The sequence below is a fragment of the Candidatus Berkiella cookevillensis genome, from assembly GCF_001431315.2.
Lineage (GTDB): Bacteria > Pseudomonadota > Gammaproteobacteria > Berkiellales > Berkiellaceae > Berkiella_A > Berkiella_A cookevillensis.
Window position 1 is genome coordinate 1,010,065 of record NZ_LKHV02000001.1, and the last position, 24,940, is coordinate 1,035,004.

A 24,940-nucleotide genomic window follows, 5' to 3' on the forward strand; every position below is an offset into this window, starting at 1 on the left:
GTCAAAATGTTAATATACATAGCTATATAAAATAAAAAGTGGTTGAATAGAGAGTATGATATTTACAAGCCCGATCAAACTTAAGTATATCAAAACAGATCGCTTGATGATTCGTCCTGCCCGTGTAACAGATGCAAAATTAATGCATGATGCAATGAAAGATAGTTTCAAAGTATTAAAAAGATGGATGCCTTGGGCGCAATCATTGGCAAGCTTGCGAGATACAATTGTTTATCTTGAAGAGGGTGAGCAATTATGGCAAAGCATTCCCAGAGAAAGCGTAGAGCAACCTTTACAAATTGTCGATCTAGACGATCAACAATACATTGGTGCAAGTGGTATTAAACCTGCTAATTTGCTAGTGCCTAGTTTTGAAGTGGGTTATTGGGTTAATCAAAAATTTACAGGAAAAGGATTGATTTCAGAAGCAATGAATGCACTGACTCGCTATTTATTTGAAGTGCAAACAGCTAAACGAGTAGAAATCAATTGTGAAGAGCAAAATAAAAAAAGTGCTAAAGTTGTAGAGAGGATTAATTTTGAATTAGAAGGGCGATTAAAAAATCATCGGCTTTCAGCAGATGGTAGTGAAATTACCCATTCTCTTATTTATGCTTGTACGGATGCAACTAAATTACCCCCTCTGAAATGGAGTTATGAGCACGAAAAATAATGAGGTTCTAGTGTTGTCTTATATTTATTTGGCTATCGCCGTTATGGCAGAAGTAATAGCCACCAGTTCTTTAAAAGCATCAGAAGAGTTTACGAGATTTTGGCCAACTGCCTTGGTTGTTTCTAGTTATATTGTTGCTTTTTATTTTTTGATGCTAAGCCTACGATCTTTGCCGGTGGGTATTGCTTATGCCATTTGGTGTGGCTTTGGTATTATTCTAATAGCGGTCATTGGTTGGGTTGTATATGGCCAAAAACTTGATATTCCTGCTATCCTTGGAATGGCAATGATCTTATCAGGTATTTTGATAATTCATTTATTCTCTGATGCAGCTTGATATTCATGGATCAGACTTTTCATTTTCATACTTATCATACGGCTACACGCTTTCATATTGCTCGCGAATTAAAAAAAAGAAAGTGGGAGAAGCTTGAACAGCCGCCTGCACTTTTTTCAGAACAGAATTTGTCTTTAAATGACGAGATCTCTCAACATTTTGAATATAAACATTTGTTGACAGATTTATTGCAGAAATATCGAGTGGATTTCTGGCCTTTAACCTATACCATTAATGATCAAAACTGTAGTCAAGTCTTGTCTCAAATGACATTGAATCATTATATGGTTGATCAAGTATATCAATCTAATATTTCAACGTTGAAATGGATTTTAAAGCCAGCCACTTTAAATAATGGTGATGACATTAGATTATTTAACAACGTTGAAGAGCTTAAAAAACATTTTAAGTCATCTGCGCGTGTTGGTGGTGAGCAAATTATTCAGCAATATATTACAAATCCCGCACTCTACCAGGGAAGAAAATTTACTTATCGTGTTTGTTCTGTATTTAGTAATTTTGCAGGCGTATATTTATATAAGCAAGGATATGCCAATATCAGTGCTTACCCCTTTAATGCAGAAGATGGTTTCTCTAATCGCAAAGTTCATGTTACGAACTATGTATTAGATGGAGAATTATCTCATATTGAGCAAAAACTTGCGGATAGCCTGCCTGATTTTGAGAGAATTTATTTGCAGATGACTGCGATTGTTCGGCGGTGTGCTGAGCTTTTACTTAAAGAATTTCCATCTTATTTAAAGCCAAGTATAGTAAAAAAAATAGAATTTTTCGGTTTTGATTTTATTGTGGATGATGTGGGTAAGCTCTGGTTACTTGAGATCAATCAAACGCCAGATTGTCCTATCGATTCTGAGCATGAATTTATGGAGTCGCTTTGGTATCCATATTGGGCGCATATTGTGGATGATTTTGTTTTGCCTGCAGTAGGTCATGTTCCACCTAAAAATGGCTATAGCGCCTTTACGCCTATTATTGATAAAAATGACTCATATTCAAAATTAAAAGAGTGGCTCAGTCATTTAAAGCTCAAGAATTAAGTTGATCGATGAATATTTATCGTTTTTTGATAATATTGCTATTAAAGTCAGTAAAATATGTGAAGAAAGCATTGTTTAAGGATAGAATGTTGCATGTCTAAAGTAGTGAGAATTTTACTCATCAGTTTAATCAGCTGTTTTGTATTTAGAGCTGTGCTTGCGGATGAAATGGTTTGGGAAGTTAAAAAACAGTTGCATCCACACATGGTGGCGTTTCATTTTCAATTATGGCGCAAAGCCTCTTCACAAGAAAAAGATTTAACCACGGATGGCTTTTTAAAAATTGTGACAGCAGAGGGTACAACTGTACAGCAACTGAGCCACATATCACCTCACTTAAAAAAAGATGCTCTGGTATTTCTCGATTATAATTTTGATGGCATTCTCGAAATATTATTGAAAGATGAATCCGCTATCAAACGTGATCAATATTGGTACTACAATAATCAGAGCGCAGAATTTGTAGAGCATAAAGCAGTGGCAGCTTTGAAAAATCCTATTTTTGATGCGCAGAAAAAACAAGTTATTTCTCAATGGCAAGATAGAGAAATAAAAACAAATGATTATTATCAGTTTTTAGATAATGATTTATTGCTTGTGAAGCAAACAATGATTGATTGTCATCAGAATGGTAGCTGTGAAAATATTGTGATGATAAATAAAAACGGTATTTTAACAGAAGTAGAGCGAAATACTTTTAGAGGTAATTTAAAAACAGCTCAATACTTAGAGCACTTTATTGACCGAAAAGGCTTATGTTTAGAGCATATTAAAGAGTACGCGCTACAGGGAGATAAATTATTAGGTTTGAAAGAAGCAAATCTATGTTTAAATAGCTTAGTATATGAGTTAGTACCTGATTTTGTAGATCAAAATGATCGCTCGCTTAGTTTACAATTGAAAAATATATTTGAGCAGCATTTATCACTGGTTCGAATGATTACACTGTGTGATGCAGAAGAAGCGTGCGAGCATCTGAGAGAAACATCTGCGCTGAATGCAAATATTAAATTTGTAAATGGATTAATAGAGCATATGGTCTTAAATCTTGGTGCAAAACAAAAACACTTTGATAAAGATAAATGGGTTGCTAAATGGGGTGGATTAAATGAAATTATGCAAGGCTGAGAGCTTTTATGAATTTTAAAACAGATACTACATTGCCAATCGGCGTTTTTGATTCAGGTATGGGAGGCTTAACCGTTCTGAATGCATTAATGCAGCTTCTACCTAATGAAAATTTTATTTATCTAGGCGATACTGCTCGCTTGCCTTATGGAACGAAAAGTAAAGACACGGTTATTCATTATTCTTATAATGCGAGTAAGCATTTAATAGATCGTGGCATTAAATTGCTGGTTGTGGCTTGTAATACAGCCTCGAGTGTTGCACTTGAAACCTTAGAGAGAGATTTTTATCCTGTGCCTGTTATTGGGGTAATACAGCCAAGTGCTGAAATGACGTTAACACAGTTGCCAGAAGGGCCAATTGCTGTCATTGCAACGGAGGGAACAGTTAAATCTCGTGCTTATACGCAAACCATTCTAAAACAGAGTCCTAATCGTGAGGTCATTGAATGGCCTTGTTCATTGTTGGTCGCGCTTGCTGAAGAAGGTTGGCATAGTGGCCCTTTAGTAGAAGATATTATTGAGCATATGCTAACACCACTTTGGCAGCAACTTGATAATCCTGCACAAAAAGCCTTGTTATTAGGATGCACGCACTTTCCCGTCTTAAAGTCTGCTATTCAAAAAGTTATTGATCAAAATACAATTATCATTGATTCTGCTTTTTCTGTTGCTGATGCTGTTTTGGCACGCTTAACAGCAAATAATCTTGTTAATCAACAAAGCACTTGTGGCAAGATCCAATATTTGGTGACAGATGGTATTGAGCGTTTTCAACGTGTTGGGAAATTTTTCTTAGATTCAAGAAACCAGGTGCTTTCACCAGAGTTGGTTTCTATAAATATAATAAAATCAACCCAGACCTAAGCGCTAGGATTATGTTTCTTTGATTGTGATGTGGCAATCACCAAACAGCAAAGACAAGTAATACTAAGATAAGTTTCAGATACATAAGCGGTTGTGAAAATATTAGAAGCATAGTCAGTAATGCCTGCTAAATATAGTAAACCTAAACTTAAGAGCAAGGTCGTTGATGGGATTTTAGAAAATTGATAAGCAAAAATGCAAATACTGACTAACAACAATCCTAAAGCACAAGCAATATAAAGTGGTGTGTGCAGCCATATAAATGACAAGTGTAATGCAATAATCATTATGGCAGATACAAACCAGAAATAATTTCTTCTTTTGAAACTAAAATATTTTTTGCTGACAAAAGGATCAAAGGCCAGTGTAAAGGGCGTTAGGCATAAGATACCATTCAGCTCTGATAGCCAATGAATATATATGTGTTTAAAATTAAAAGGCCATTTATAATTAAAAAGATGCATCATCATGTAAGTATAAATAATGTGAATAAGCGTCAGTATTGCAACAATGTAAATAAATTTTATCACTACCTTGGAACTATTAAGTGGTTGAATAGCACCAACCCATCGTAAAAGCAGTGTTCGCATAAGATAAATATAAAGAGTGAAGCCAAACGCTTGAAAAAAACTAAATAAAATATCACTGGAATGAATATAAAAAGCACTCATGGCGCCTATCAGAAAACCAAAATAGGCATAATGCCCCCTTAGAAATGCAATGCTGAGTGCTGCTCCTGTTGCTGGCCAGAGGGGTAGGTTAAATTTGCTTAGAATAAGAAAGTTAATTCCAACGTAAATAAACACACTGGAAAGCATAAATTCAGCTAATCTTCTAAGAAAGAATAGCTTGTAATATTTTCTATAACAGTCTTTAGCTTGGTGAGCTATCACGTTATGCTGAACAAGATATTGTGAAAACTGTTTAAACTGTTCTGTTTTGGATGTCATAAAAGCATATGATAGATAGCAATATAGATAAATTAATGTACGCTTATGTTGAATCACTATATCAACATTCAAAAGGCTTTCAAAATTATTCTGATGCCCAGAAGCATGAATATATGTCTCAAGACATTTGCTATGTATATGGGGAATTGCTTTATCCCAGTACCGTTAAAATGATCAAAAAACTGAAGTTAAGTAATAGCGATGTATTATTAGATCTCGGCTCTGGTTTAGGAAAATTTGCTTTACAAATGTTTTTACGAAGCCAAGTGAAAAAAGTGATCGGGATTGAAGCAACGGAGTCTTTATATCTTCAGTCTAAACAAAAAATAGAAATTGCAGAGCAGCAATTACCTTTTTTTTGGGAGAACAACAGACAACTATCATTGATTGCGCATAATTTTTTGGAGATTGATTGGAGTGTAGCCAATATTGTTTATAGTTGCTCCACTTGTTTTACTCAGGATTTACTCTGTAAAATCGGTGAGAAAATTAATCAAACACCTTCTATTACACAGGTCTTAAGTTTGCGCCCAATTACAACATTAGAACGTTTGAAATTGCATCAGGTGTTTTCGATTGAGTGTAGTTGGGATTCAGCATTGTGCTTCTGGTATCGCTAGCGTCTTCGCAGCTGAGCTTCATGCTGTGTTACCTTCGCATTCTCCTAACAGTCGTGTATTTCTGTATACGCTCCTGTTACTCGATTGCTCGATGCCTTGCTTGAAACTCATCTGCTGTGACGTTCGTCTTCGCATATGTGTTTTAGACGTTGTTGCTTTCGTACTCTCGCAATCCTCATTTACTTATATGTAAACTCCGGTTGCTCGACACTCAGCGTCTAGTCTAAAAGCACATCTGCTGTGACGTTCTGCTCGTATAGCATAGCTGTACGAGCGTCTCTTTGCGAACGAAGAAAAAGACAGTACTTATGCTTATTCTATGAACTTTTACACCCGATAGGCCTTGCATTGTATTTTAATTAAAAACCCTATCAATCCAATTTGCGCAAAGAGACCTGCAAATGCCACAAAATTACCTTGCCCATAACTGGGTATGAAGAGAGGTAATAAGCTATTTAGCTGTGAGACTTTGAGTAAGAACGGAAATAAAACATAAAGTAAAAATAGATACAAAACAAAGGTGCCTAGAATTCTACTTTTTTGTTTTAAGGTAAAATAATGCATGAGCGCAATGTCACGCATCAAAAATAATATTGTGGTGAGTATTAAGATAGAGGAAGAAAAAGAATCTATAAATTTAGAAAGAGGTAGGGGTGATGCTATTGCAATCAATCCTGTTATCAGTAGAAAAGCAACGGAAATAATCCAGAGCGGGCTATAGTTAAGTGCCTCAACAATTCTTTTTTCATTGAAGTGTGTAATGAGTCGTTTGTATTGTAAGTAAGACACGTTATCGATCAATATAGCGCAGTAAGATAAGAGCAATGCAACCATAAAGGCTGTATAAATGGGAGCACTTTTGAAGACGGTTTGGAGATCTTTTAATTTTTCAATTTCATTTAATTGCTCAGATAAAGGGGCTGCAAAAGTAAAGCCTGAAAAATAAATCACACAGTAGAGGTTGAAGATGAGCCATATCCATGGAATCTGTGAATATTGAAGTTCCTTGCTGAAACTTCTATATACACCAATGAGTGACCAGATGAGAAAAATAAACAACGAAATAGGGATAAAAGAGGCAGCATTAAACTCAATATGATGCCATGTGATGGTTGTCGATAGGCTTGATAATAAAAAAGTCTGATGAGTGATGGTGCCACCGATAAAGATGGCAATCAGAAAATATCGGAAAGTTTTTATGTTATGGCCGTGTCGTGCTTTTGACAGTACTTGCAAGCTGAGGATGAGTGCTATGCTTTGTGTTAAAAGTCCTCCCATTAGTAATAGAATAACTTCATGGCCTATATCAAGTGTTTTTACATTGAACAGTTGACCGTAAAGGGATAGCTCTGTGGCAGTTGTTGAAGTATTGAGCGCTAGGAAGACATAGAGGATAAGAGAAATAAATGTACCGTACCATGCAAAGGCGGTGCTACCAATGAGTTTGCCAAAACTCATTTCAAGTGGAGTAAGGGCAGATTGTCGTTGAAAGTCCCACGTGTTTAAATTGACTTCTTCAATGACACACTCAGAAGCATTTTTGGTGCCCCATAGGAAAATAAAATAGCATGCAAGTGCAAATGCTATTGCCGCACTTGTAGAATGACTACCTGCTAGTTGAAAGAGATAGACGATTAGGCCAATGATTAAAGAAGTCAGCAAGATTCGCTGTAATGAAAAATCAAGCCATATATTTCTTCTAAATTCAGCATTATTGAATATCATCATTTTTTATCACTTGTATCGTAAGAAGCATCTAAATACACTTCAGCCATTGAGGGTTTAATTGCTTGAATGCCACAGACGGGGATATTGTGCGCAATGAGATCTTTGAGCAGTTGGTGCTGTGCATCGACATTGCCATCAAAGCGAACAATTACGCTTAATTTTTCAGTTGATTTTAGAGTTAGATTTTTAAAAGCTGATAATGCCTTTAAAATGGCGTCATCTAAAGCAGTCAATGAGATCTTTAGATAGTTATTTGACTTTTCTTGTTCTGTGCTTATATCTAAGGCACAGTGCTTAATTAATTTTCCATTTTTTATCATCATCATATGCGTAGAATAGTCTTCTAATTCAGAAAGAATATGAGAAGAGACGATGAGCGTCATACCTTCGGCGCGTAGGTTTCTTAGTAAGGTGGACAATTGCATTCTTGCTTCTGGATCTAAGCCAGAAGCAGGCTCATCTAAGAATAATACCTTCGGTTGGTAAACGATTGCTTGCGCGATGGCGAGTCGTTGACGTAATCCGCGTGATAGATGGCCTGCTAAGCTATTACGATACTCACTTAAGTTCAACTTTTCTAAAACGGTGCTTATTCTTAACTCTAAGGCTTTTGACTCAAGGTGGTAGCTTAAGCCTGTGAAAGTAAGACACTGGGCTACAGTGAGTGAATCATATAAACCATAAAAGTCAGGCAAAAAGCTGCATAAACGGTGAACCTGTTTGGGAAAACGTAAGACATCATAGTTATCAATAAACATTTTGCCAGAAAGGGGCGTATCCAGCGCAGCAAGTGTGCGTAGTAGGGTTGTTTTGCCTGCACCGTTAGGGCCAACCAATGCAGTGATTGTTTGTGGTTCTATTTCAAATGAAATATTATCCAAGGCACGCTTGTTTGGATAATCGAAAGTTAATTTTTCGACTTTAATCATATAAATTATTAAATAAGTTTACATGGCTACAGTTTATGAAATTGACTCATAATACACAATCAATGCTTTAGAGAAGAAAGTTTTCTTACTTCTAGTTTGCCTGAGGAATATAATGACAGATACCAAAATACAAAACGACGATAGTGCAAGCGAAGCTAAAATTCTAGAATCAGATGCAAAGATCATTGTGTCAAATGCCTATCCTAAGCTTCAAAATACCTTTGTTTGGGGCAAAATGGTGGCAGACATTTTTGAAGATTTATTTGCTGGCTTATTCGCTTTTATTCCAAACGGTTTAGATAGTATTTACAACGAACTTTTAAAAGAGATCCCGATTGTTCGTATTTTATTTGAAATAAGGGCTGTAGAAATAGTTATAAAACTTATTTCAGGGATTACAATTGGCCAAGGTGTGGCTCAAGATGTGGCTAAGTATTTATTCAGGCCCATTGGCTTTGGATTGGGTGCTTTGATCGGTAGTAGTCTTGCATTCTTAAAAGCAAAACCACAATACAATGGAAGCATTGGCGAAATTTTGTATCGCTTATCTGGTCAAACCGTTTTAGGTGCCTTATTTGGGTTGCTTGCTACAGCCATTGGTTTTAGCCTGGTTTCAGGCTTATCTCTTAATGATATGAATATGACCGTTGTGTTGATGAGTTTAGGTGTGGGGGCCTGCGTAGGTTTAATGGCTAAGGCTATGTTGTTGCTATCTGTCAGTATGGTAAACCGTGCGAATGCTGCAAATATGCGTAGAAATGTAAAACGTGCAAAAGACTTAAGCATAAAGTTGAAAGAGGCAGCCAAACAACGCGCCAAATCACGTATTCTAAAAGAGGCGCAGGCATTAATTTCGCAAGTAAATGGCGCTCAGCCACAAGAATTGATGGATGCATTTTTTAACAGTCAGTTTGAGGCAATGGCTTATCATACCTACAAGAAGATTGATCGCCATTTTAATTATTTAGCGGATAGAGCCTGCTGTGGTGATTTGCAAGCGCTTAAAAAATTACAGTTGTTGATTCCTGCACGTCAAGTGAATAAATTTAAACCTGTTAAATCAGCACTAGAAGTGATGATAGATAGAATCTTTAATGAACGCACATTATTTCAATTGAGAGATGATGTTGATAATAGTTATGATAGATGGCGATATGCAGATCTGAAAGTTTGATTGAGATGGTAATTCTACTTATTTTAGTAACACCTGTTTCCTGAGGAATTAATTTGCACAAGTTAACCAACATAACATTGGCATTTGGCATGCTTTTGTTTTCTTTTGTAGCCTTTGCTGACACTAAGTCGGACGATGCTGTTTCCAAGGTTATTCCTGGTTTAGAAAAGAATATTGCTCAGATTATAAAGGCTAATAATATCCCAGGTGTTGCTGTAGCCATTGTATCTCGTGACAAAGTACTGTATCTCAAAACCTTTGGTGTTAAAAAAGTAGGTTCTAAAGATAAAATAACGCCCAATACGCTTTTCCAGATTGGCTCGCTTTCTAAGCCTGTTCATGCAACACTTCTTGGCGTTTTACAAGCACAAGGTAAACTTTCATTGCAAGATCCTGTGAGTCGATTTGTGCCCAATTTCAAAGTGCGTAATACGCGTGAGCCAGTCAAAATTTATCATTTAATGAGCCATAGTACGGGTGTACCTAATTATGGATTTAATGAGCGTATTGAAGCATTTGCGCCACGCGAAACAATTATTGACAGATTGCAAAAGGTTCCTGTTGTTGCTCAGCCAGGCCAGAAGTTTGCTTATAACAATGCCATGTTTGGCTTGGTTGGTGATGTGGCTTCTAAGGCTGTAGGCAAGCCTTTGGAAAAAGTGATTAAGCAAGAATTGTTTACGCCACTTGGTATGAGTCATGCAAGTGTTGGCTATCAGTCTATGATGCAAGATTCTGATAGAGCATATCCACATGTCCCCAATGGCCGTGGTAAGTATGTTCTTGTGCCAAAATACTCTAAAAGTTATTATGCTTTTCCTGCTGCAGGTGGGGTTAATGCTTCTGTGAAAGACATGATTCCATTTTTGCAGTTATATTTAGGAAAACCATCGCCTATCATTTCAAAATCAGGTCTTGAGAAGTTAACCACTCCCGTTGTCAAAAATCCAAATGCAGTACTTGCTTGGCAAGCCGTAAAAGGGCGTATTACTAATAGTTCTTACGGTTTGGGCTGGCATTCAATGAATTATTCAAATAAAAAGGTTATCTATCATTCAGGCCATCTAAAGGGTTTTAGGAATTTTATGGGCTATGTGAAAGATGATGTGGGTATCATTGTTCTAACAAATGCAGAAGAGAAGTTTGCATCAAAAATAGCGTTAAATTTCTTTGAATCTTATGTGAAGGCACGTGCTAAAAATTAGAAGTGGCCTCAAAAATGCCATTTTTCGTTGATTCTTCGTTGCAGATCCTTTTGTGCTGCTTATTGACATCTGTGTAAACTGCGTTGCTCAAAGAATCTGTGTCTTGGCTGAACGAAAAATCATTTGCTACGTGAATCAGTGTAGGGGCCGGTCTCTGTGCCGGCCCGTCAAATTCAGGGCGGACACAGCGGTCCGCCCCTACATAATCCATCCCATCCATTTTTTGTAAAAACGCATTACTGAGCTTAAATAAAATATTTGCATCTCATAAACTATTTTAGGAGATGCGTTGCTCATCAGGAGTTCTATTAAAAATGCACTATTTCACACATAGGGATTCACATTGCCTTGAATTTTTTGAATAGCAGTATTTTTCTTCTTTTCCCAGGGACTAGGAGGATATTGGTAGTGCCAGCTTTTAAACAATTCTATTTTGCTTTGGCTCAATGGGATTGAATAGGTATCGTACATATAAAGGTAAATGCGAGCAACTTCGCCTTTGAGCGCATCTTCGGGTTCTAATACTTTTGTTTTTGCATGAAGATAAAAAGCGCAATCTTGTCTTTTCTCTCCAGATGACTGCGTAATCGCGTCAAATGATAATGTGGCTCTTAATTTTACAATCTGTTTTGACGCAGGTAAGCGGTTATGTAGATCATATAACATAATTTTATAAAGCGCATCTGATTGCTTGCAACATAATAATCCTTTAAAACGCTGCCCATTTTTATTCATGCATATTTTATTATCGAAGCAAGGGCGCGTTGCCGCTATCTCTTTTTTTGTTACAAGTGGCATCCATTGGATTTTCTGTTCTGCAGTGGTTGAATGAATCGGGAAAGTTTGCAATAAACCCTCTTTATTGAATGATTCATTACAAAAAGTGGTATAAGGATTCTGTATGTATACCTTAAGCAGTGTTTGATGAAGATCTTTTTCATTCTGAAGCGGATGTGGCGGTATTTGTGCCAAAACAGCATTGCCCATCAAGACAGCAAAAATGAAAAGCAAACTACTTATGAAATACCGCATCTGAAAACTTATAACGGGAATTTAGGAGACTGCTCCTGAGCAATTTTCTAATACTGCATGTTGGCAGAGTACTTTTGTCAATTGAACAGCGTTAAATCCGTCCATTCGATATTCTCCCACCGTAATAATGGGTATACCTTGCGCATGTAATGCATCAAATTTTTCTTGTCCGTTGGGTGTATCAATGTCGTAAAGAGTATAAGTTACTTGTAATTGATCTAGGTATTCTTTAGCTTTGCGACAGTGAGAGCACCAAGAAGCAACGTAAATAGAAACTTCGTTATTATCTCGCGTCGTTTTTTCGATATTTGCGGTTGCCGCAGAAGCAGGTGATAAGAATGATAGAGTTAGTATAATAGATAAAAATATTGGGGAAAACACACCACAAAAGATTTTTGACATAAGTATCTCAACTTCTAGTTTTAACAATCTGCAGGTTCCTTTGTACCTGGTTGCTTAAAAAAAAACAACATATACTCGAGTTATTTCAATGAGCATAAGTCATGGATCGGTTTTGGATAGATGGCTGACAACCAATAATAATAGTTATTCAACTTTTTTGTTAAGCATCTCTTGTGATTCTTTATTGGCTCTATTTCAATCTATAAGGTAATTATGTTAGTTAATAAATATTTTAAATTATTTGGACTACTCATATGTTTGTTTAGTGTGAGTGCTGTTTCTCATGCCTCAGGTCCAATCATGCATGCCTATCTTGGTATAAAATGGTTAGAAAAATATGGTATTGAATATACACCCTTACAAAAAAGAGATTTTATCTTGGGTACTTTATTTCCAGATATTAGATATTTGGGCACCATTTCAAGAAGCAAAACACATATAAAAACGGATAGTTTACAAGAGGTAAAAGCTGGCAAAACTCCCTTTGAACAAGGTATGCGTTTTCATAATTATGTCGATGTTACACGTGCACGCTTTTTAAGTAGGCACGCTATTAATCAAGAAATACAGAAATTGCCAGCTAAACACCGCGGTACTTTTGTTAAATTAATTGAAGATCAAATTGCTTTTTCAAAAGCAGATTGGGAAAGTGTAAAAGCGTATTTGGCAGAAATAATTAAAGAAGAAGAAGCATATGTAGATAGGTCAACCATCACGAAATGGCATATGGGGCTTAGTTTTTATTTTAGTGCTGCACCCAGTACACTCTTAAGTCAAATATCTATTTTTAACCAAAATATATTAACTATCGAAGCATCTACAATTAATTTGTGGAGTGAAACGCTTAAAGAATATAGTGAAAATAAAAATTTTCAACAGTACGTTGATGCTTTGATTAATAATTTTCAGTTATAAAAAAATGGGCAGAATAATAAATCAATCTTCTGCCCATACGCTGCTTGAAATTCAGTAGGAAGATATCCTACTGAGTCAAGCACTAGGAAACTATATTCATTTCTAAAGTTATATTGTTCAAATGGTTTTCTAATGCTGCGACATCATGACCATTTACTACGCCAATACCTTCAAGAATGAGGGTTGTATTGTTAGATAAAGAGACTTCAACATTATCACCATCCTGCGTAAAGCTACTCACAACATCAGCGAAAGAAGCGGTGCCATCGTGGTTGCTGTCTTCCACATTAATAAAGGTCAATCTGCTCATATTGATACCTAAATCTCGAACCACAATGACTTCAGGATTGTTTGTTTCACTCACATCAACAATAAATTCATCAATGCCATCCCCACCATTCATAATGATTGCTTGAGCATTTACTTTTGCAGTGGTTAGAACATCATCACCTGTTGTTCCCATAAGGTTAACCAATGAACCAGGATGGCTTAATACATTCACATCGAAATTGGCAGATACGCTTTCTGCTGTATGTGTGTTTAACAAGGTATATTCAAAATGTTCCGTCTCATCGACACTATGTGCACCAACACTATATGAATACTCGCCTTGGTTATTTATGGTTAATAATGCATCATGAGGTGTTTCTATTTCAATATTTGATCCATCTTTGGGTAAAGGAATATGAACGGTTTCTCCATCTTTATCTACATATGCATCCAATGATAGTAAATTATGTTTAATAATAAACTGATCCGCATCGGCAGTATTAAACGATACTTCAGATATTACAGTAGCTTTGTGATCAAAAACATCATTGAGCATTAAATTTCCCTGTATTTGACTATTAATTTCTACCCATTGTTGATCGTCATTTGCTTCTAATCCCGCATTAGTATCAACTTTTAAGGACATTAATCCATTTGTGTCATTGTCAAAAATGGTTCCTGTGCCTGTAGAATCATCAATATCAACAACATCGCCACTTGCTTTATAAGCGCTGGTTAAGGTTATAAAGAAGTTTTCGGTTGATTCAGAAACGCTATCATCTACAACATTTAAGACCAGTGTTGCCATTGTTGATCCTTTCAAGATTGTCACAGAACCATTTGAGATGTTATTTAAATAATCACTGGCGTTTTTGGCTGTATCGGGTGTCACTTGATAGTTGACAGTGATATTTTCATCTGCAGGATGAGAAAGTGTGACTAAGAATTGAATGGTGGAATGTGTACCTTCCGTTGCGGATGCATCATTGACACTGACGAAAGGTGTTCCTTGCTCTGCTACATGTAAAATGAAGGTAGCGGTTGATTTATCTCCGTCTTGATCTTTAATGGTATATTGGAATGAATCAATACCCATATCTATGGAGCCGTTTGCACCACTATAAGTGAAATTACCATTTGCAAGTACAAGAAGCATGCCGCCTAGTGGTGTTTCTATTGCTTGATTAGGAATTGGGATGATGACGGTGCTACCGTCTCTTGTCGCGCCAGCCAATTCTGGATGTTGATTCAAGTAAGTTTGGGCGGCTTGATTAGAGCCGAGTGTAAATTTAATTTCAACAACGGTTGCAGGGCCATCTGCACCTGCAGCATCATTGGTTAATAAATTACCTTCTGTTTGGACAGGGTCAATTGTATCCAACAAGAGCTGTTGAAGATTGCTTAAGTTTGGTTTTACTTCAATGACTGCTGGAGAATCTGTAGGATTTGCTAATCCTTGCAAATGTTGGTTAACATTTTGTTGACTACCTGCTGGTGCGATATTCAAGATAATTGCGTCTACATTGTTTTGCTGAAGTAAATTTCTCCATGCGAGTTCTTCTTGAGCCGTTAATATCTTAGAAGAGGGGACAGGTTGACCATCTGATAACCAATATACTTTGTCAATAAAATGAGCCAAATTTGGATCGTTTGCATCATTGACAATATCTTTTGAGGTTTGTTGAAGTGCTGCACGATAATTGGTATTGCCGTTTGCTGTTAATGCATTGATATATGCTTTTGCCGCTGCAATATTGTTAAATTCAGAAGAAATCCACACATCATCATTGTCTTGAGCATCGCTATCGCCGGCAAAAGTGACAATACTGATTCGGAGTTGCTCACTTGCTTGTGCATAACTATCTAATAAAGCGCCTTGGCTGGTTAAAGCTTCTTTTACAAGTGTTAAGCGTGATTTACCTGTACCACTGATTATTTGACCCATACTACCTGAGATATCAATCGTAAAGGTTAGATTATAAGAAGGTAAGGGTGGCACTTCAAGAACAAAAGAGTCACTAACAGCCGTTGGGCCATCATCTCTAAATTGGAATGTACCACCAATATTGGCAACTGCACTATCTGTGTCTCCATCACCATCCACGATGACGGCTGTCAAGGTGATGAGGTTGTCAGAAGAAAGTGTGGCAGGTGAACTTGCTTCATCATGATCGTTAGGATTGCTGTGCATGACTGCGCGGCTTTGATTAAGAGTAACAAGTCCTGAATTTGCATCAACAGAAACTTTGAAAACCTCTAAATGGCTCGTTGCAGTTCTGCCTATCACTTCATTGTTAACAACAAATAGGTTAATGGCTTCTTTTGATTGGGAATCAACAAGACCACTATTCGCTCCATTTGCACTTATGCCGAGTGAGTAGGTAATTGCATTTGGATCTTGTATACCATTATTATCACTGTCTTTAGCGCCATCAGCTCCGAATATGCCGGTGAAGAGATTAGCAAAAGACGCACTTGCATCAACTGCAAAATTTGACTCATCAACCATCAGTATAGGCGCATCTATTTGATTTCTATCAATATTGGGTATGTCATCTACAATACGAATAGATAATATATTATTCGCAGTATCTCCATCAGTATCGCTAACGGTGATATTTAAATCTTCAAATAAATGGTTTTCACCATTACCTGCTGGATGATTTTCGTTATCATTCAGTGTATAGCTGTAAGTGACTTCACCTGTGGTATTGTTAAAAGAAATCGCATTAAAGGTGTTGCCGAATGGGGTTGTGAAGCTGATTGGAGAGAACACACCGTTTGTGATGATGGCGTGGCCACCAATAGAAAGTGTATTAATTCCATCTTGTGCTGTTATTGTGAATGAACCTTGAGCAACGTTTGATTCCTTGACTGGATCTGAACCCGCAGATTCACCTACGCCACGACTTGCTAAGAGATCATCTTCATCAACAGAAACATCGCCACCTTCTGATTTTGGTGTTAAATTTGAAATGGTTACATTACTATCGATGTCGAAATGGAGTACTGCAGAAGAAGTATCACCATCTTTGTCTTTCACTGTGTAATGTAAAACATCGTCTGCACCAGAATTTTCATTATGATTGCTTATGTAGGTAAAGCTTCCATCACTGTTCATATGAAGTACATTACCAATGGGGGTTGTAATGCTTTGATTGGGTACGGGTATGGTGACAATATTTCCATTTACGGTTGCGCCTGCTAGTTCAGGATGCGCATTAATATAGCTGTTAGCCGCTTGTGGACTTGCAAGTTCAAAATAGATATTAATGACTTGTAAGCCGCCATCAGCACCACTGAGGTCGTTTGTTAAAACATTTCCTGTTGTTTCTACTTGGTTAATCGTACCAATGAGGAGTTCTTGTAAATTACTCAGGTTGGCAGCCACTGTGATAACGGTGCCTGGTTGATCGTCATCCAAATCTTTAAGATGCTCATCAATATCGGATTGATTAATTGATCCAATATTTAAAATATAAGCTTCAACATCATGTTGATCTAATAAATTTCTCCACGCAAGCTCTTCTGCATCAGTTAAGCGATTGTCTATACCTTGAGTGCCAGCGGGTTCAGGTTTACCATCAGAGATAAAATACAGTCTGTCTATAAAATGATCTAAGTTTGGATTTTGGCTATCTTGAATAATATCTGCGCTGGCAGCTTGAGTCGCTGCTCGATAGTTTGTCCAACCATTAGCAGAAAGGGAATCAATATAATCTTTTGCGGCTTGAACACTATTGAACTCTATAGAAGTTGCTGCATCATCACTGTCTTGGCCATCTGCATCGCCACTAAAAGTAACAATTGTAATTTTAAGCGCGGCACTTGCATCTGCATAGCTATCAAGTAATGCGCCATTATTGGTGAGAGATTCTTTTAAGATATCCAATCGTGTTTTTCCACCAGAATTTGGAATAACCGTATTCATACTGCCAGAAACATCTAAAACAAAAGTTAAGTTATAAGAAGGCAAGCCAGGATCGGCAACAAAATAAGAGTCATCATTCGCATGAGGGCCGTCATCTTTGAAGACAAAGGCTTGGCCAATATTTAGGGTAGCGCTATCAGAGGCAGAGTCACCGTCTTTATCTACAATCGTATCAGTGCGAGTCAACTGTATGGCATTTTGATTAGATAGAGTAATACTGTCATCGTGGTTATTTACATCAGGATGTTTTAAGGCACGAATTTGATCTAAGGTAACGACACCGGAACCATTAACAGAAACAGAGAAGGCAACAGGCCCATTCACATTCCCGACACGGCCTTCAACCATACCGTTATTCATAAAGAGTAAAATATTTTGTCCGGTGGCCACATCGTCTAATCCACTGTCTACGCCACTCACCGAAACAGAAAGGGCATAGCTGCTGGATTGTGAACCAGCACCATCCGCACCATAGTTACTACTGACGATAGTAAAATTATCTGCAAAATTAGCAGAGGCATTCACGCCTAAATTAGATTCATCCACAGTAAGAATATCAACCGCAACAGCTGCTAAAGCAATATCAATACGAGGACCATCGTCTTTGAAGACAAAGGCTTGGCCAATATTTAGGGTAGCGCTATCAGAAGCAGCATCGCCATCTTTATCTACGATGGTATCGGTGCGTGTCAATTGTACTAAGTTTGTATTTGCTAATGTTATAGCATCATCTGGATTGGCCGCATTTGGATGAGCCATAGCACGAATTTGGTCTAAAGTAACAATACCTGAGCCATTGACAGAGACTGAGAAAGCAACAGGCCCATTCACATTCCCGACACGGCCTTCAACTACACCATTGTTCATAAAGAGTAAAATATTTTGTCCGGTGGCCACATCGTCTAATCCACTGTCTACGCCACTCGCTGAAACAGAAAGGGCATAGCTGCTGGATTGTGAACCAGCGCCATCAGCCCCATAGTTACTACTGACGATAGTAAAATTATCTGCAAAATTAGCAGAGGCATTCACCGCCAAATTAGACTCATCCACAGTAAGAATATCAACCGCAACAGCTGCTAAAGCAATATCAATACGAGAACCATCGTCTTTGAATACAAAGGCTTGACCAATGTTTAGGGTTGCGCTGTCAGAAGCAGTATCGCCATCTTTATCTACGATGGTATCAGTGCGTGTCAATTGTACTAAATTTGTATTTGCTAATGTTATAGCATCATCTGGATTGGCAGCATTTGGATGAGCCATGGCGCGAATTTGGTCTAAAGTAACAATACCTGAACCATTGACAGAGACTGAGAAAGCAACAGCGCCATTCACATTCCCAACGCGACCTTCAACCATACCATTGTTCATAAAGAGTAAAACATTTTGTCCGGTGGCCACATCATCTAAACCACTGTCTACGCCACTCGCCGAAACAGAAAGGGCATAGCTGCTGGATTGTGAACCAGCGCCATCAGCGCCATAACTACTGCTGACAATACTGAAGTTATCTGCAAAATTAGCAGAGGCATTCACCGCCAAATTAGATTCATCCACGGTAAGAATATCAACCGCAACAGCAGCTAAACCAAGATCAATGTTGGGACCGTCATCTTTGAAGAATAAAGCGTTGCCTATGTTTATTGTTGCGGCGCCATTTGTTGTATCGCCATCATTGTCAGTCATAGAGTCGGTACGCGTTAAACGTACTAAATTTGCATTTGTAAGTGTTACTGCATCATCTGGATTGGCAGCATTTGGATGATTTAAAGCACGAATTTGATCTAAGCTAACAATGCCTGAACCATCAACAGAAACAGAGAAAGCAACGGGGCCATTCACATTTCCGACACGGCCTTCGACAACACCATTATTCATAAAGAGTAAAATGTTTTGTCCTGTAGCAACATCATCTAAGCCACTGTCTACACCGCTTGCAGAAACAGAAAGGGTATAAGAGGTAGAAAAGCTAGCTAATCCATCAGCGCCTGGCTCAGCAACACTGCTAAAATTGTCAGAGAAATTGGCGCTGGCATTGGTTGATAAATTACTCTCGTCGACAGTGAGAATATCCGCTGCTGCAATAGCGGTTACCGTTACACTGGGGACATCATCTATAATACGAATAGATAATATGTTATTTGCTGTGTCTCCATCGATATCTTTCAATATCACAGTTAAATCTTCGAACAAATCATTTTCGCCATTGCCTGAAGGATGATTTTCGTTATCATTCAGCGTGTAGCTGTAAGTGACTTCGCCTGTAGCGCTGTTAAAATTCGTAACGCTGAAGGTGTTGCCGAAAGGGGTTGTGAAACTGGTTGGAGAAAACACACCGTTTGTGATGATAGCGTGGCCACCAATAGAAAGTATATCGATACCATCTGGTGCTAATATTGTAAATGAACCTTGAACGACATTCGATTCTTTCACTGGATCTGAACCTGCAGATTCACCTACACCACGGTTTGCTAAAAGATCATCTTCATCAACAGAAACATCACCACCTTCTGTTTTAGGGGTTAGATTTAAGATGGTTACATCACCATCAATATCAAAACGCAGCTCTGCAGAAGAGGTATCTCCATCTTTGTCTTTGACTGTGTAATGTAAAATATCATCTGCACCTGAGTTTTCATTATGATAACTTGTGTAAGTAAAGCTTCCATCACTGTTAATATGCAATACATTGCCAATGGGCGTTGTAATACTTTCATTGGGCACAGGTATGGTTACAATATTTCCATTTGCAGTTGCGCCTGCTAGTTCAGGATGTGCATTAATATAGTTATTCGCAGCTTGTGGGCTTGCAAGTTCAAAATAGATATTAATGACTTCCAATCCACCATCAGCACCACTGAGGTCATTTGTTAAAACATTTCCTGTTGTTTCTGTTTGGTTAATAGTGCCAATCAGAAGTTCTTGTAAATTACTCAGGTTGGCAGCCACTGTAATAACGGTGCCTGGTTGATCGTCATCTAAGTCCTTGAGATGATTGTCAATATCTGATTGATTAATTGAACCAATGTTTAAAATATAAGCTTCAACATTATTTTCATTTAATAAATTCCGCCAAGCAAGCTCTTCTGCATCAGTTAAGCGATTGTCTATACCTTGAGTGCCCGCGGGTTCAGGTCTACCATCAGAGATGAAATACAGTCTGTCAACAAAATGATCCAAATTGGGATCTTGGCTATCTTGGATAATATCTGCGCTGGCAGCCTGAGTCGCTGCTCTATAATTTGTCCAGCCATTAGCAGAAAGTGCATCAATATAGTCTTTCGCAGCTTGAACACTACTGAACTCAATAGAGGTTGTCGCATCATCGCTATCTTGGCCATCTGTGTCGCCACTAAAAGTAACAATTGTAATTCTGAGCGCGGCACTTGCAGCGTCATAGCTGTCAAGCAATGCATTCTGACCTGTGAGAGATTCTTTTAAGATATCTAATCTTGTTTTTCCACCAGAATTTGGAATAACCGTATTCATACTGCCAGAAACATCTAAAACAAAAGTTAGATTGTAAGATGGCTGTGTAGGTGGTTCAACAGAGTAATAATCATTGTTCGCATGAGGGCCATCGTCTTTGAAAACAAAGGCTTGACCAATGTTTAGCGTAGCACTGTCAGAGGCAGCGTCACCGTCTTTATCTATGATCGTATCAGTGCGGGTCAACTGTATGGCATTTTGATTAGATAGAGTAATACTGTCATCGTGGTTATTTACATCAGGATGTTTTAAGGCACGAATTTGATCTAAGGTAACGACGCCAGAACCATCAACAGAAACAGAGAAGGCAACAGGACCATTCACATTCCCGACACGGCCTTCAACCACACCGTTATTCATAAAGAGTAAAATATTTTGTCCGGTAGCCACATCATCTAAGCCACTATCTACGCCACTACCAGAAACAGAAAGGGCATAGCTGCTGGATTGTGAACCAGCGCCATCTGCACCATAATCACTAGTAACTATACTAAAATTATCAGAAAAATCAGCAGAAGCGTTTACAGCCAAATTAGATTCATCCACTGTAAGGGTATCAACTGCAACAGCAGCTAAAGCAATATCAATACGAGGACCATCGTCTTTGAAGACAAAAGCTTGGCCAATATTCAGCGTAGCGCTGTCAGAAGCAGCATCGCCATCTTTATCTACGATGGTATCGGTGCGTGTCAATTGTACTAAATTTGTATTTGCTAATGTTATAGCATCATCTGGATTGGCCGCATTTGGATGATTTAATGCGCGAACTTGATCTAAAGTAACGATACCGGAAGCATCAACGGAAACAGAGAAGGCAACGGGGCCATTCACGCCACCCACACGGCCTTCAACTACGCCGTTATTCATAAAGAGTAAAATATTTTGTCCGGTGGCCACATCGCTTAAGCCGCTGTCTACGCCACTGGCAGTGATGGAAAGAGCATAGCTACTGGATTGTGAACCAGCACCATCAGCACCATAACTACTGCTGACAATACTAAAGTTATCTGCAAAATTAGCGGAGGCATTCACTGCCAAATTAGATTCATCTACAGTAAGAAGATCAAGCGGAACAGCTGCTAAACCGAGATCAATGCTAGGGCCATCGTCTTTAAATTTAAAAGCTTGACCAATATCAGCCACAGCACTTGCGGTATCACCATCAGCATCTGTTATGGTGGCAGTTAATTTAATTAAATCAGCTGCTGAAAGCATTGCAGGTGAGTCTGCTTCATCAGGATCATTAGGGTTGTCATGAACCACTGCACGAGATTGATCTAAAGTAACCACACCGCTATTTGCATCTACAGAGACTCTAAAGACTTCTATATTGCCTATTTCTGTGCGCCCAATAACTTCATTACCTTCAAGGAAAAGTTTTACGTTCTCATTAGAAAGCGTATCTACTAGACCAGTGTCAGCACCTTGGGTGCTGACACTTAAGATATAAGTAATTGCATCATTATCTTGTATGTCATTATTGTCGCTGTCTTTAGGGCCATCTGCACCAAATTGTCCTGAGAAGAGTATTGCAAAAGAGCTACTTGCATCAATTGCAAAATTAGATTCATCGACGACTAATGAAGGAACAGGAATCTCATTACGATTGATGCTAGGACCATCGTCTTCAAATCTGAAAGCTTGACCAATATCAGCGACAGCACTTGCAGTATCACCATCACCATCGGTGACCGTTGCAATTAATTTAATTAAATCAGCTGCTAAAAGCATTGCCGGTGAATCTGCTTCATCGGGATCGTTGGGATTATCATGCACCACAGCACGAGATTGCTCTAAAGTGACCACGCCACTATTTGCATCTACAGAGACTCTAAAGACTTCTATATTGCCTACTTCAGTGCGCCCAACAACGTCATTACCTTCAAGAAAAAGCTTTACAGCTTCATTAGAAAGGCTATCGACTAATCCACTGTTTGCATCTTGTGCACTGATGTTTAAAGCATAAGTAACTGCATCTACGTCTGCAACGTCATCATTATTTGAATCTTTGGGACCATCATTGCCAAATAAAGCTGAAAACAGTCCTGCAAAGGAAGCGCTTGCATTTGCTGTGAAATCAGACTCATCCACGGTGAGTACAGGTATGTCTACGTTTGTGAGCGATATACTAGGACCATCATCTTTGAAGCTAAAAGCCTGACCGATATAAATTGATTCATCTGTAGAATCGCCGTCACCATCAATGACAGTTAATGTCAGTGTGATGAGATCACTCGAACTTAAAGTGGCAGGTTCATTTGCTTCATCAGGATCATTTGGATTATCGTGGACAACAGAGCGACTTTGATTCAGTGTTATCTCTCCACTTTGTGGGTCGACGGAAATACGAAAAACTTCTAAATTGCCATTTTCAGTACGCCCAACCACTTCACCCAATTCTAAATAAAGCATAATGTTTTCATTAGAGAGCGTATCAACCAATCCGCTGTTAGTGCCTTCCGCGCTAATAGAGAGAGTGTATTGAACCGCATCAATATCAGCTATGTCATCATTATCAATATCTTTAGGGCCATCTGCTCCAAAATTAATGGAGAAAATCCCTGCAAAAGAGGCGACAGCGTCTTGGGAAAAATCGCTGTCATCTACTTGTAACATCGGCATAGAAACATCATTAAGTTCTATACTAGGACCATCATCTTTGAACTGAAAAGCATGACCAATGTTAATAGACTGATTGTCACTGTCTCCATCATTATCAACAACATGTACATTGAGAGAAATTAAGTTCTCTGCTGCAAAAGAGGCGGGAGAAAGTGCTTCATCAGGATCTGTACTATCAGGGTGCACAATAGAACGACTTTGATTGAGTGTGATTTCTGCTGTATTCGGATCGATGGATATTCTAAATACTTCAAGATTTGAGGTTTCGGTACGACCAACAACTTCACCACCCTCTAGTGACAGTTTTATGGCTTCTTGAGTGAGTGTATCGATTAATCCGCTATCGATGCCTGGTGCTAAAATACTTAAATCATAAGTTAGACTTGCTATGCCATCTGCACCTGGTATTACATTGAAGAGCACAGAAAATGAAGCTTTAGCGTCTATATTAAAATCACTTTCGTCAACAATAATATCTGGTGTTTGTGTAGCTACTATTTCAATACTGGGAACATCATCCACGATGGTAACGATAATATTTGCACTTGCTTGATCGCCATCTGAATCTTGAAATGTATAAGAAAAGGTTTCAATAATGAGATTTTCTCCATTACCTGGCGTATGCATATCATTATCAAAAAGTTCATAACTAAAATCACCTTGATTAAATCCATTAAAATCTTCAACATAAACGGTAAGCTTTCCTGCATTGGTCTCTATAACCCAAACAGATGGATTGCTTTTGTCGGTTTGAAATCCTGGAATAGAAAGATCGGTAATTGCAATAGGTGCATCACCTAAATCATCATTGGCTAAGATATTGCCAGAGAGCATGAGCGGTTTGCTGCCAGGTGCACTGCCGTCAGATAAGCTTTTTTCAAAAAATACCAATGCTTCACCTTGGCTATCAACAGAATCATCGACAGCAGAAGGAAATCTATTAATTCTTCTTGCGATCAGTGGTGGGATAAATTCTTCATCTTGTGCAATACCAGGCGTACTGATATCTAAGTTTCTGGCAACACTGTTCACATCTGCGCTATTACCGATACCGATTAACTCGGGTATCGTAAAACCACCACCTGCACCGCCACCACTTGCACCTGCTGCTGACGCATCTAAATTTTGAATATCTTCGAGGCTGAGTTCTCCATCGTCTTGTTCATCTTCTTTTTTGCTATCGTCTTCTAGCGCTGTTGTTTCATCTGTTGCAGCTTCTGAGTTTACTTGGGGCACATTTTCTGAAGCTTCAATTTTAGGCGCGGCAATATTTGTTGTTCCGTCTTGAGTGATTTCTTCTTGGGGTTTTTCTTGGTTTAGCACTGCGCTTGGATCTACCGCTTTCTTTTCTGCGATATCTGCTTGTGATGCGGCGGCATCAGCTTCTTTTGATAAGGTCGGGATCATTTCTTTTATACGCTGGAACAATGATTTTGTGTCGTCTGTGTTATTATTGTCTTGATCTTCTTGTTTGATTGAATCACTCATTGTCTTGCCCCATATGTCTAATCAACAGGTGAACTATCACGTAAATTTATGACCTTGGTCAGGCTCGATAAATGTACATTGATAAAGTAAATCCCATATCCTCTTTATTGGATATTG

15 protein-coding genes are annotated in these 24,940 nt (G+C 38.3%); 9 read left to right on the forward strand and 6 right to left on the reverse strand.

What is annotated here, in order from left to right; all coding sequences use genetic code 11:
* The first annotated feature begins 55 nt into the window (after positions 1-55).
* The 5 genes from CC99x_RS04455 (at position 56) to murI (ending at position 4,065) form a co-directional block, all read left to right on the forward strand.
* Positions 56-673 carry a GNAT family N-acetyltransferase gene (locus CC99x_RS04455; protein ID WP_057624690.1) on the forward strand — a complete coding sequence of 206 codons (618 nt, stop codon included), beginning with the start codon at positions 56-58 and terminating at the stop codon, positions 671-673.
* Between the two features lie 10 nt (positions 674-683).
* Positions 684-1,010 (forward strand): DMT family transporter, encoded by a 327-nt coding sequence (locus tag CC99x_RS04460; RefSeq protein WP_057624733.1) that lies wholly within the window; start codon positions 684-686, stop codon positions 1,008-1,010.
* Between the two features lie 5 nt (positions 1,011-1,015).
* A complete protein-coding gene (locus CC99x_RS04465; protein ID WP_057624691.1) occupies positions 1,016-2,071 on the forward strand; it encodes a YheC/YheD family protein in 1,056 nt (351 codons plus the stop codon).
* A 93-nt stretch (positions 2,072-2,164) separates the two neighbouring features.
* Positions 2,165-3,199 carry an XAC2610-related protein gene (locus CC99x_RS04470; protein ID WP_057624692.1) on the forward strand — a complete coding sequence of 345 codons (1,035 nt, stop codon included), beginning with the start codon at positions 2,165-2,167 and terminating at the stop codon, positions 3,197-3,199.
* Between the two features lie 8 nt (positions 3,200-3,207).
* On the forward strand, positions 3,208-4,065 hold the full coding sequence (gene murI / locus CC99x_RS04475) for a glutamate racemase (protein ID WP_057624693.1): 858 nt from the start codon (positions 3,208-3,210) through the stop codon (positions 4,063-4,065).
* Here murI and CC99x_RS04480 read toward each other — a convergent pair.
* Complete coding sequence (locus CC99x_RS04480; RefSeq protein ID WP_083477352.1) at positions 4,062-5,015, reverse strand: MASE1 domain-containing protein; 954 nt, start codon at positions 5,013-5,015, stop codon at positions 4,062-4,064. The genes murI and CC99x_RS04480 overlap by 4 nt on opposite strands.
* A gap of 8 nt (positions 5,016-5,023) precedes the next feature.
* Here CC99x_RS04480 and CC99x_RS04485 point away from each other — a divergent pair, with 8 nt between their 5' ends.
* Positions 5,024-5,635, forward strand: coding sequence for a class I SAM-dependent methyltransferase (locus CC99x_RS04485; protein ID WP_057624695.1), 612 nt, complete (start codon positions 5,024-5,026; stop codon positions 5,633-5,635).
* 327 nt (positions 5,636-5,962) lie between these two features.
* Here CC99x_RS04485 and CC99x_RS04490 read toward each other — a convergent pair whose 3' ends face one another.
* Both CC99x_RS04490 and CC99x_RS04495 read right to left on the reverse strand, forming a co-directional pair.
* A complete protein-coding gene (locus CC99x_RS04490) occupies positions 5,963-7,363 on the reverse strand; it encodes a hypothetical protein (RefSeq protein WP_057624696.1) in 1,401 nt (466 codons plus the stop codon).
* Positions 7,360-8,292 (reverse strand): ABC transporter ATP-binding protein, encoded by a 933-nt coding sequence (locus CC99x_RS04495; protein WP_057624697.1) that lies wholly within the window; start codon positions 8,290-8,292, stop codon positions 7,360-7,362. The genes CC99x_RS04490 and CC99x_RS04495 overlap by 4 nt, the downstream gene beginning before the upstream one ends.
* 112 nt (positions 8,293-8,404) lie before the next feature.
* Between CC99x_RS04495 and CC99x_RS04500 the strand changes: the two genes are divergently transcribed.
* Both CC99x_RS04500 and CC99x_RS04505 read left to right on the forward strand, forming a co-directional pair.
* Positions 8,405-9,466: a hypothetical protein gene (locus CC99x_RS04500; RefSeq protein WP_057624698.1), complete on the forward strand. Its 1,062-nt coding sequence runs from the start codon at positions 8,405-8,407 to the stop codon at positions 9,464-9,466.
* A 53-nt stretch (positions 9,467-9,519) separates the two neighbouring features.
* Entirely contained in the window at positions 9,520-10,671 is a 1,152-nt protein-coding gene (locus tag CC99x_RS04505) for a serine hydrolase domain-containing protein (protein ID WP_057624699.1), read from the forward strand.
* Between the two features lie 324 nt (positions 10,672-10,995).
* Here CC99x_RS04505 and CC99x_RS04510 read toward each other — a convergent pair whose 3' ends face one another.
* Both CC99x_RS04510 and CC99x_RS04515 read right to left on the reverse strand, forming a co-directional pair.
* Positions 10,996-11,703 (reverse strand): endonuclease, encoded by a 708-nt coding sequence (locus CC99x_RS04510; RefSeq protein WP_083477353.1) that lies wholly within the window; start codon positions 11,701-11,703, stop codon positions 10,996-10,998.
* Between the two features lie 21 nt (positions 11,704-11,724).
* A complete protein-coding gene (locus CC99x_RS04515; RefSeq protein ID WP_259596600.1) occupies positions 11,725-12,105 on the reverse strand; it encodes a glutaredoxin family protein in 381 nt (126 codons plus the stop codon).
* Positions 12,106-12,318: 213 nt separating this feature from the next.
* Between CC99x_RS04515 and CC99x_RS04520 the strand changes: the two genes are divergently transcribed.
* A complete protein-coding gene (locus CC99x_RS04520; protein WP_057624703.1) occupies positions 12,319-13,020 on the forward strand; it encodes a hypothetical protein in 702 nt (233 codons plus the stop codon).
* An 82-nt stretch (positions 13,021-13,102) separates the two neighbouring features.
* Here the strand turns inward: CC99x_RS04520 and CC99x_RS04525 are convergent, their stop codons facing one another.
* Positions 13,103-24,823 (reverse strand): DUF5801 repeats-in-toxin domain-containing protein, encoded by an 11,721-nt coding sequence (locus CC99x_RS04525; protein ID WP_057624704.1) that lies wholly within the window; start codon positions 24,821-24,823, stop codon positions 13,103-13,105.
* Positions 24,824-24,940: the final 117 nt, after the last annotated feature.

Coding starts and splice junctions, on each gene's coding strand:
- CC99x_RS04455 (WP_057624690.1), top strand. CDS start 56: ATGATATTTACAAGCCCGATCAAACTTAAGTATATCAAAACAGATCGC.
- CC99x_RS04465 (WP_057624691.1), top strand. CDS start 1,016: ATGGATCAGACTTTTCATTTTCATACTTATCATACGGCTACACGCTTT.
- CC99x_RS04470 (WP_057624692.1), top strand. CDS start 2,165: ATGTCTAAAGTAGTGAGAATTTTACTCATCAGTTTAATCAGCTGTTTT.
- murI (WP_057624693.1), top strand. CDS start 3,208: ATGAATTTTAAAACAGATACTACATTGCCAATCGGCGTTTTTGATTCA.
- CC99x_RS04480 (WP_083477352.1), bottom strand. CDS start 5,015: ATGACATCCAAAACAGAACAGTTTAAACAGTTTTCACAATATCTTGTT.
- CC99x_RS04485 (WP_057624695.1), top strand. CDS start 5,024: ATGATAGATAGCAATATAGATAAATTAATGTACGCTTATGTTGAATCA.
- CC99x_RS04490 (WP_057624696.1), bottom strand. CDS start 7,363: ATGATGATATTCAATAATGCTGAATTTAGAAGAAATATATGGCTTGAT.
- CC99x_RS04495 (WP_057624697.1), bottom strand. CDS start 8,292: ATGATTAAAGTCGAAAAATTAACTTTCGATTATCCAAACAAGCGTGCC.
- CC99x_RS04500 (WP_057624698.1), top strand. CDS start 8,405: ATGACAGATACCAAAATACAAAACGACGATAGTGCAAGCGAAGCTAAA.
- CC99x_RS04510 (WP_083477353.1), bottom strand. CDS start 11,703: ATGCGGTATTTCATAAGTAGTTTGCTTTTCATTTTTGCTGTCTTGATG.
- CC99x_RS04515 (WP_259596600.1), bottom strand. CDS start 12,105: ATGTCAAAAATCTTTTGTGGTGTGTTTTCCCCAATATTTTTATCTATT.
- CC99x_RS04520 (WP_057624703.1), top strand. CDS start 12,319: ATGTTAGTTAATAAATATTTTAAATTATTTGGACTACTCATATGTTTG.
- CC99x_RS04525 (WP_057624704.1), bottom strand. CDS start 24,823: ATGAGTGATTCAATCAAACAAGAAGATCAAGACAATAATAACACAGAC.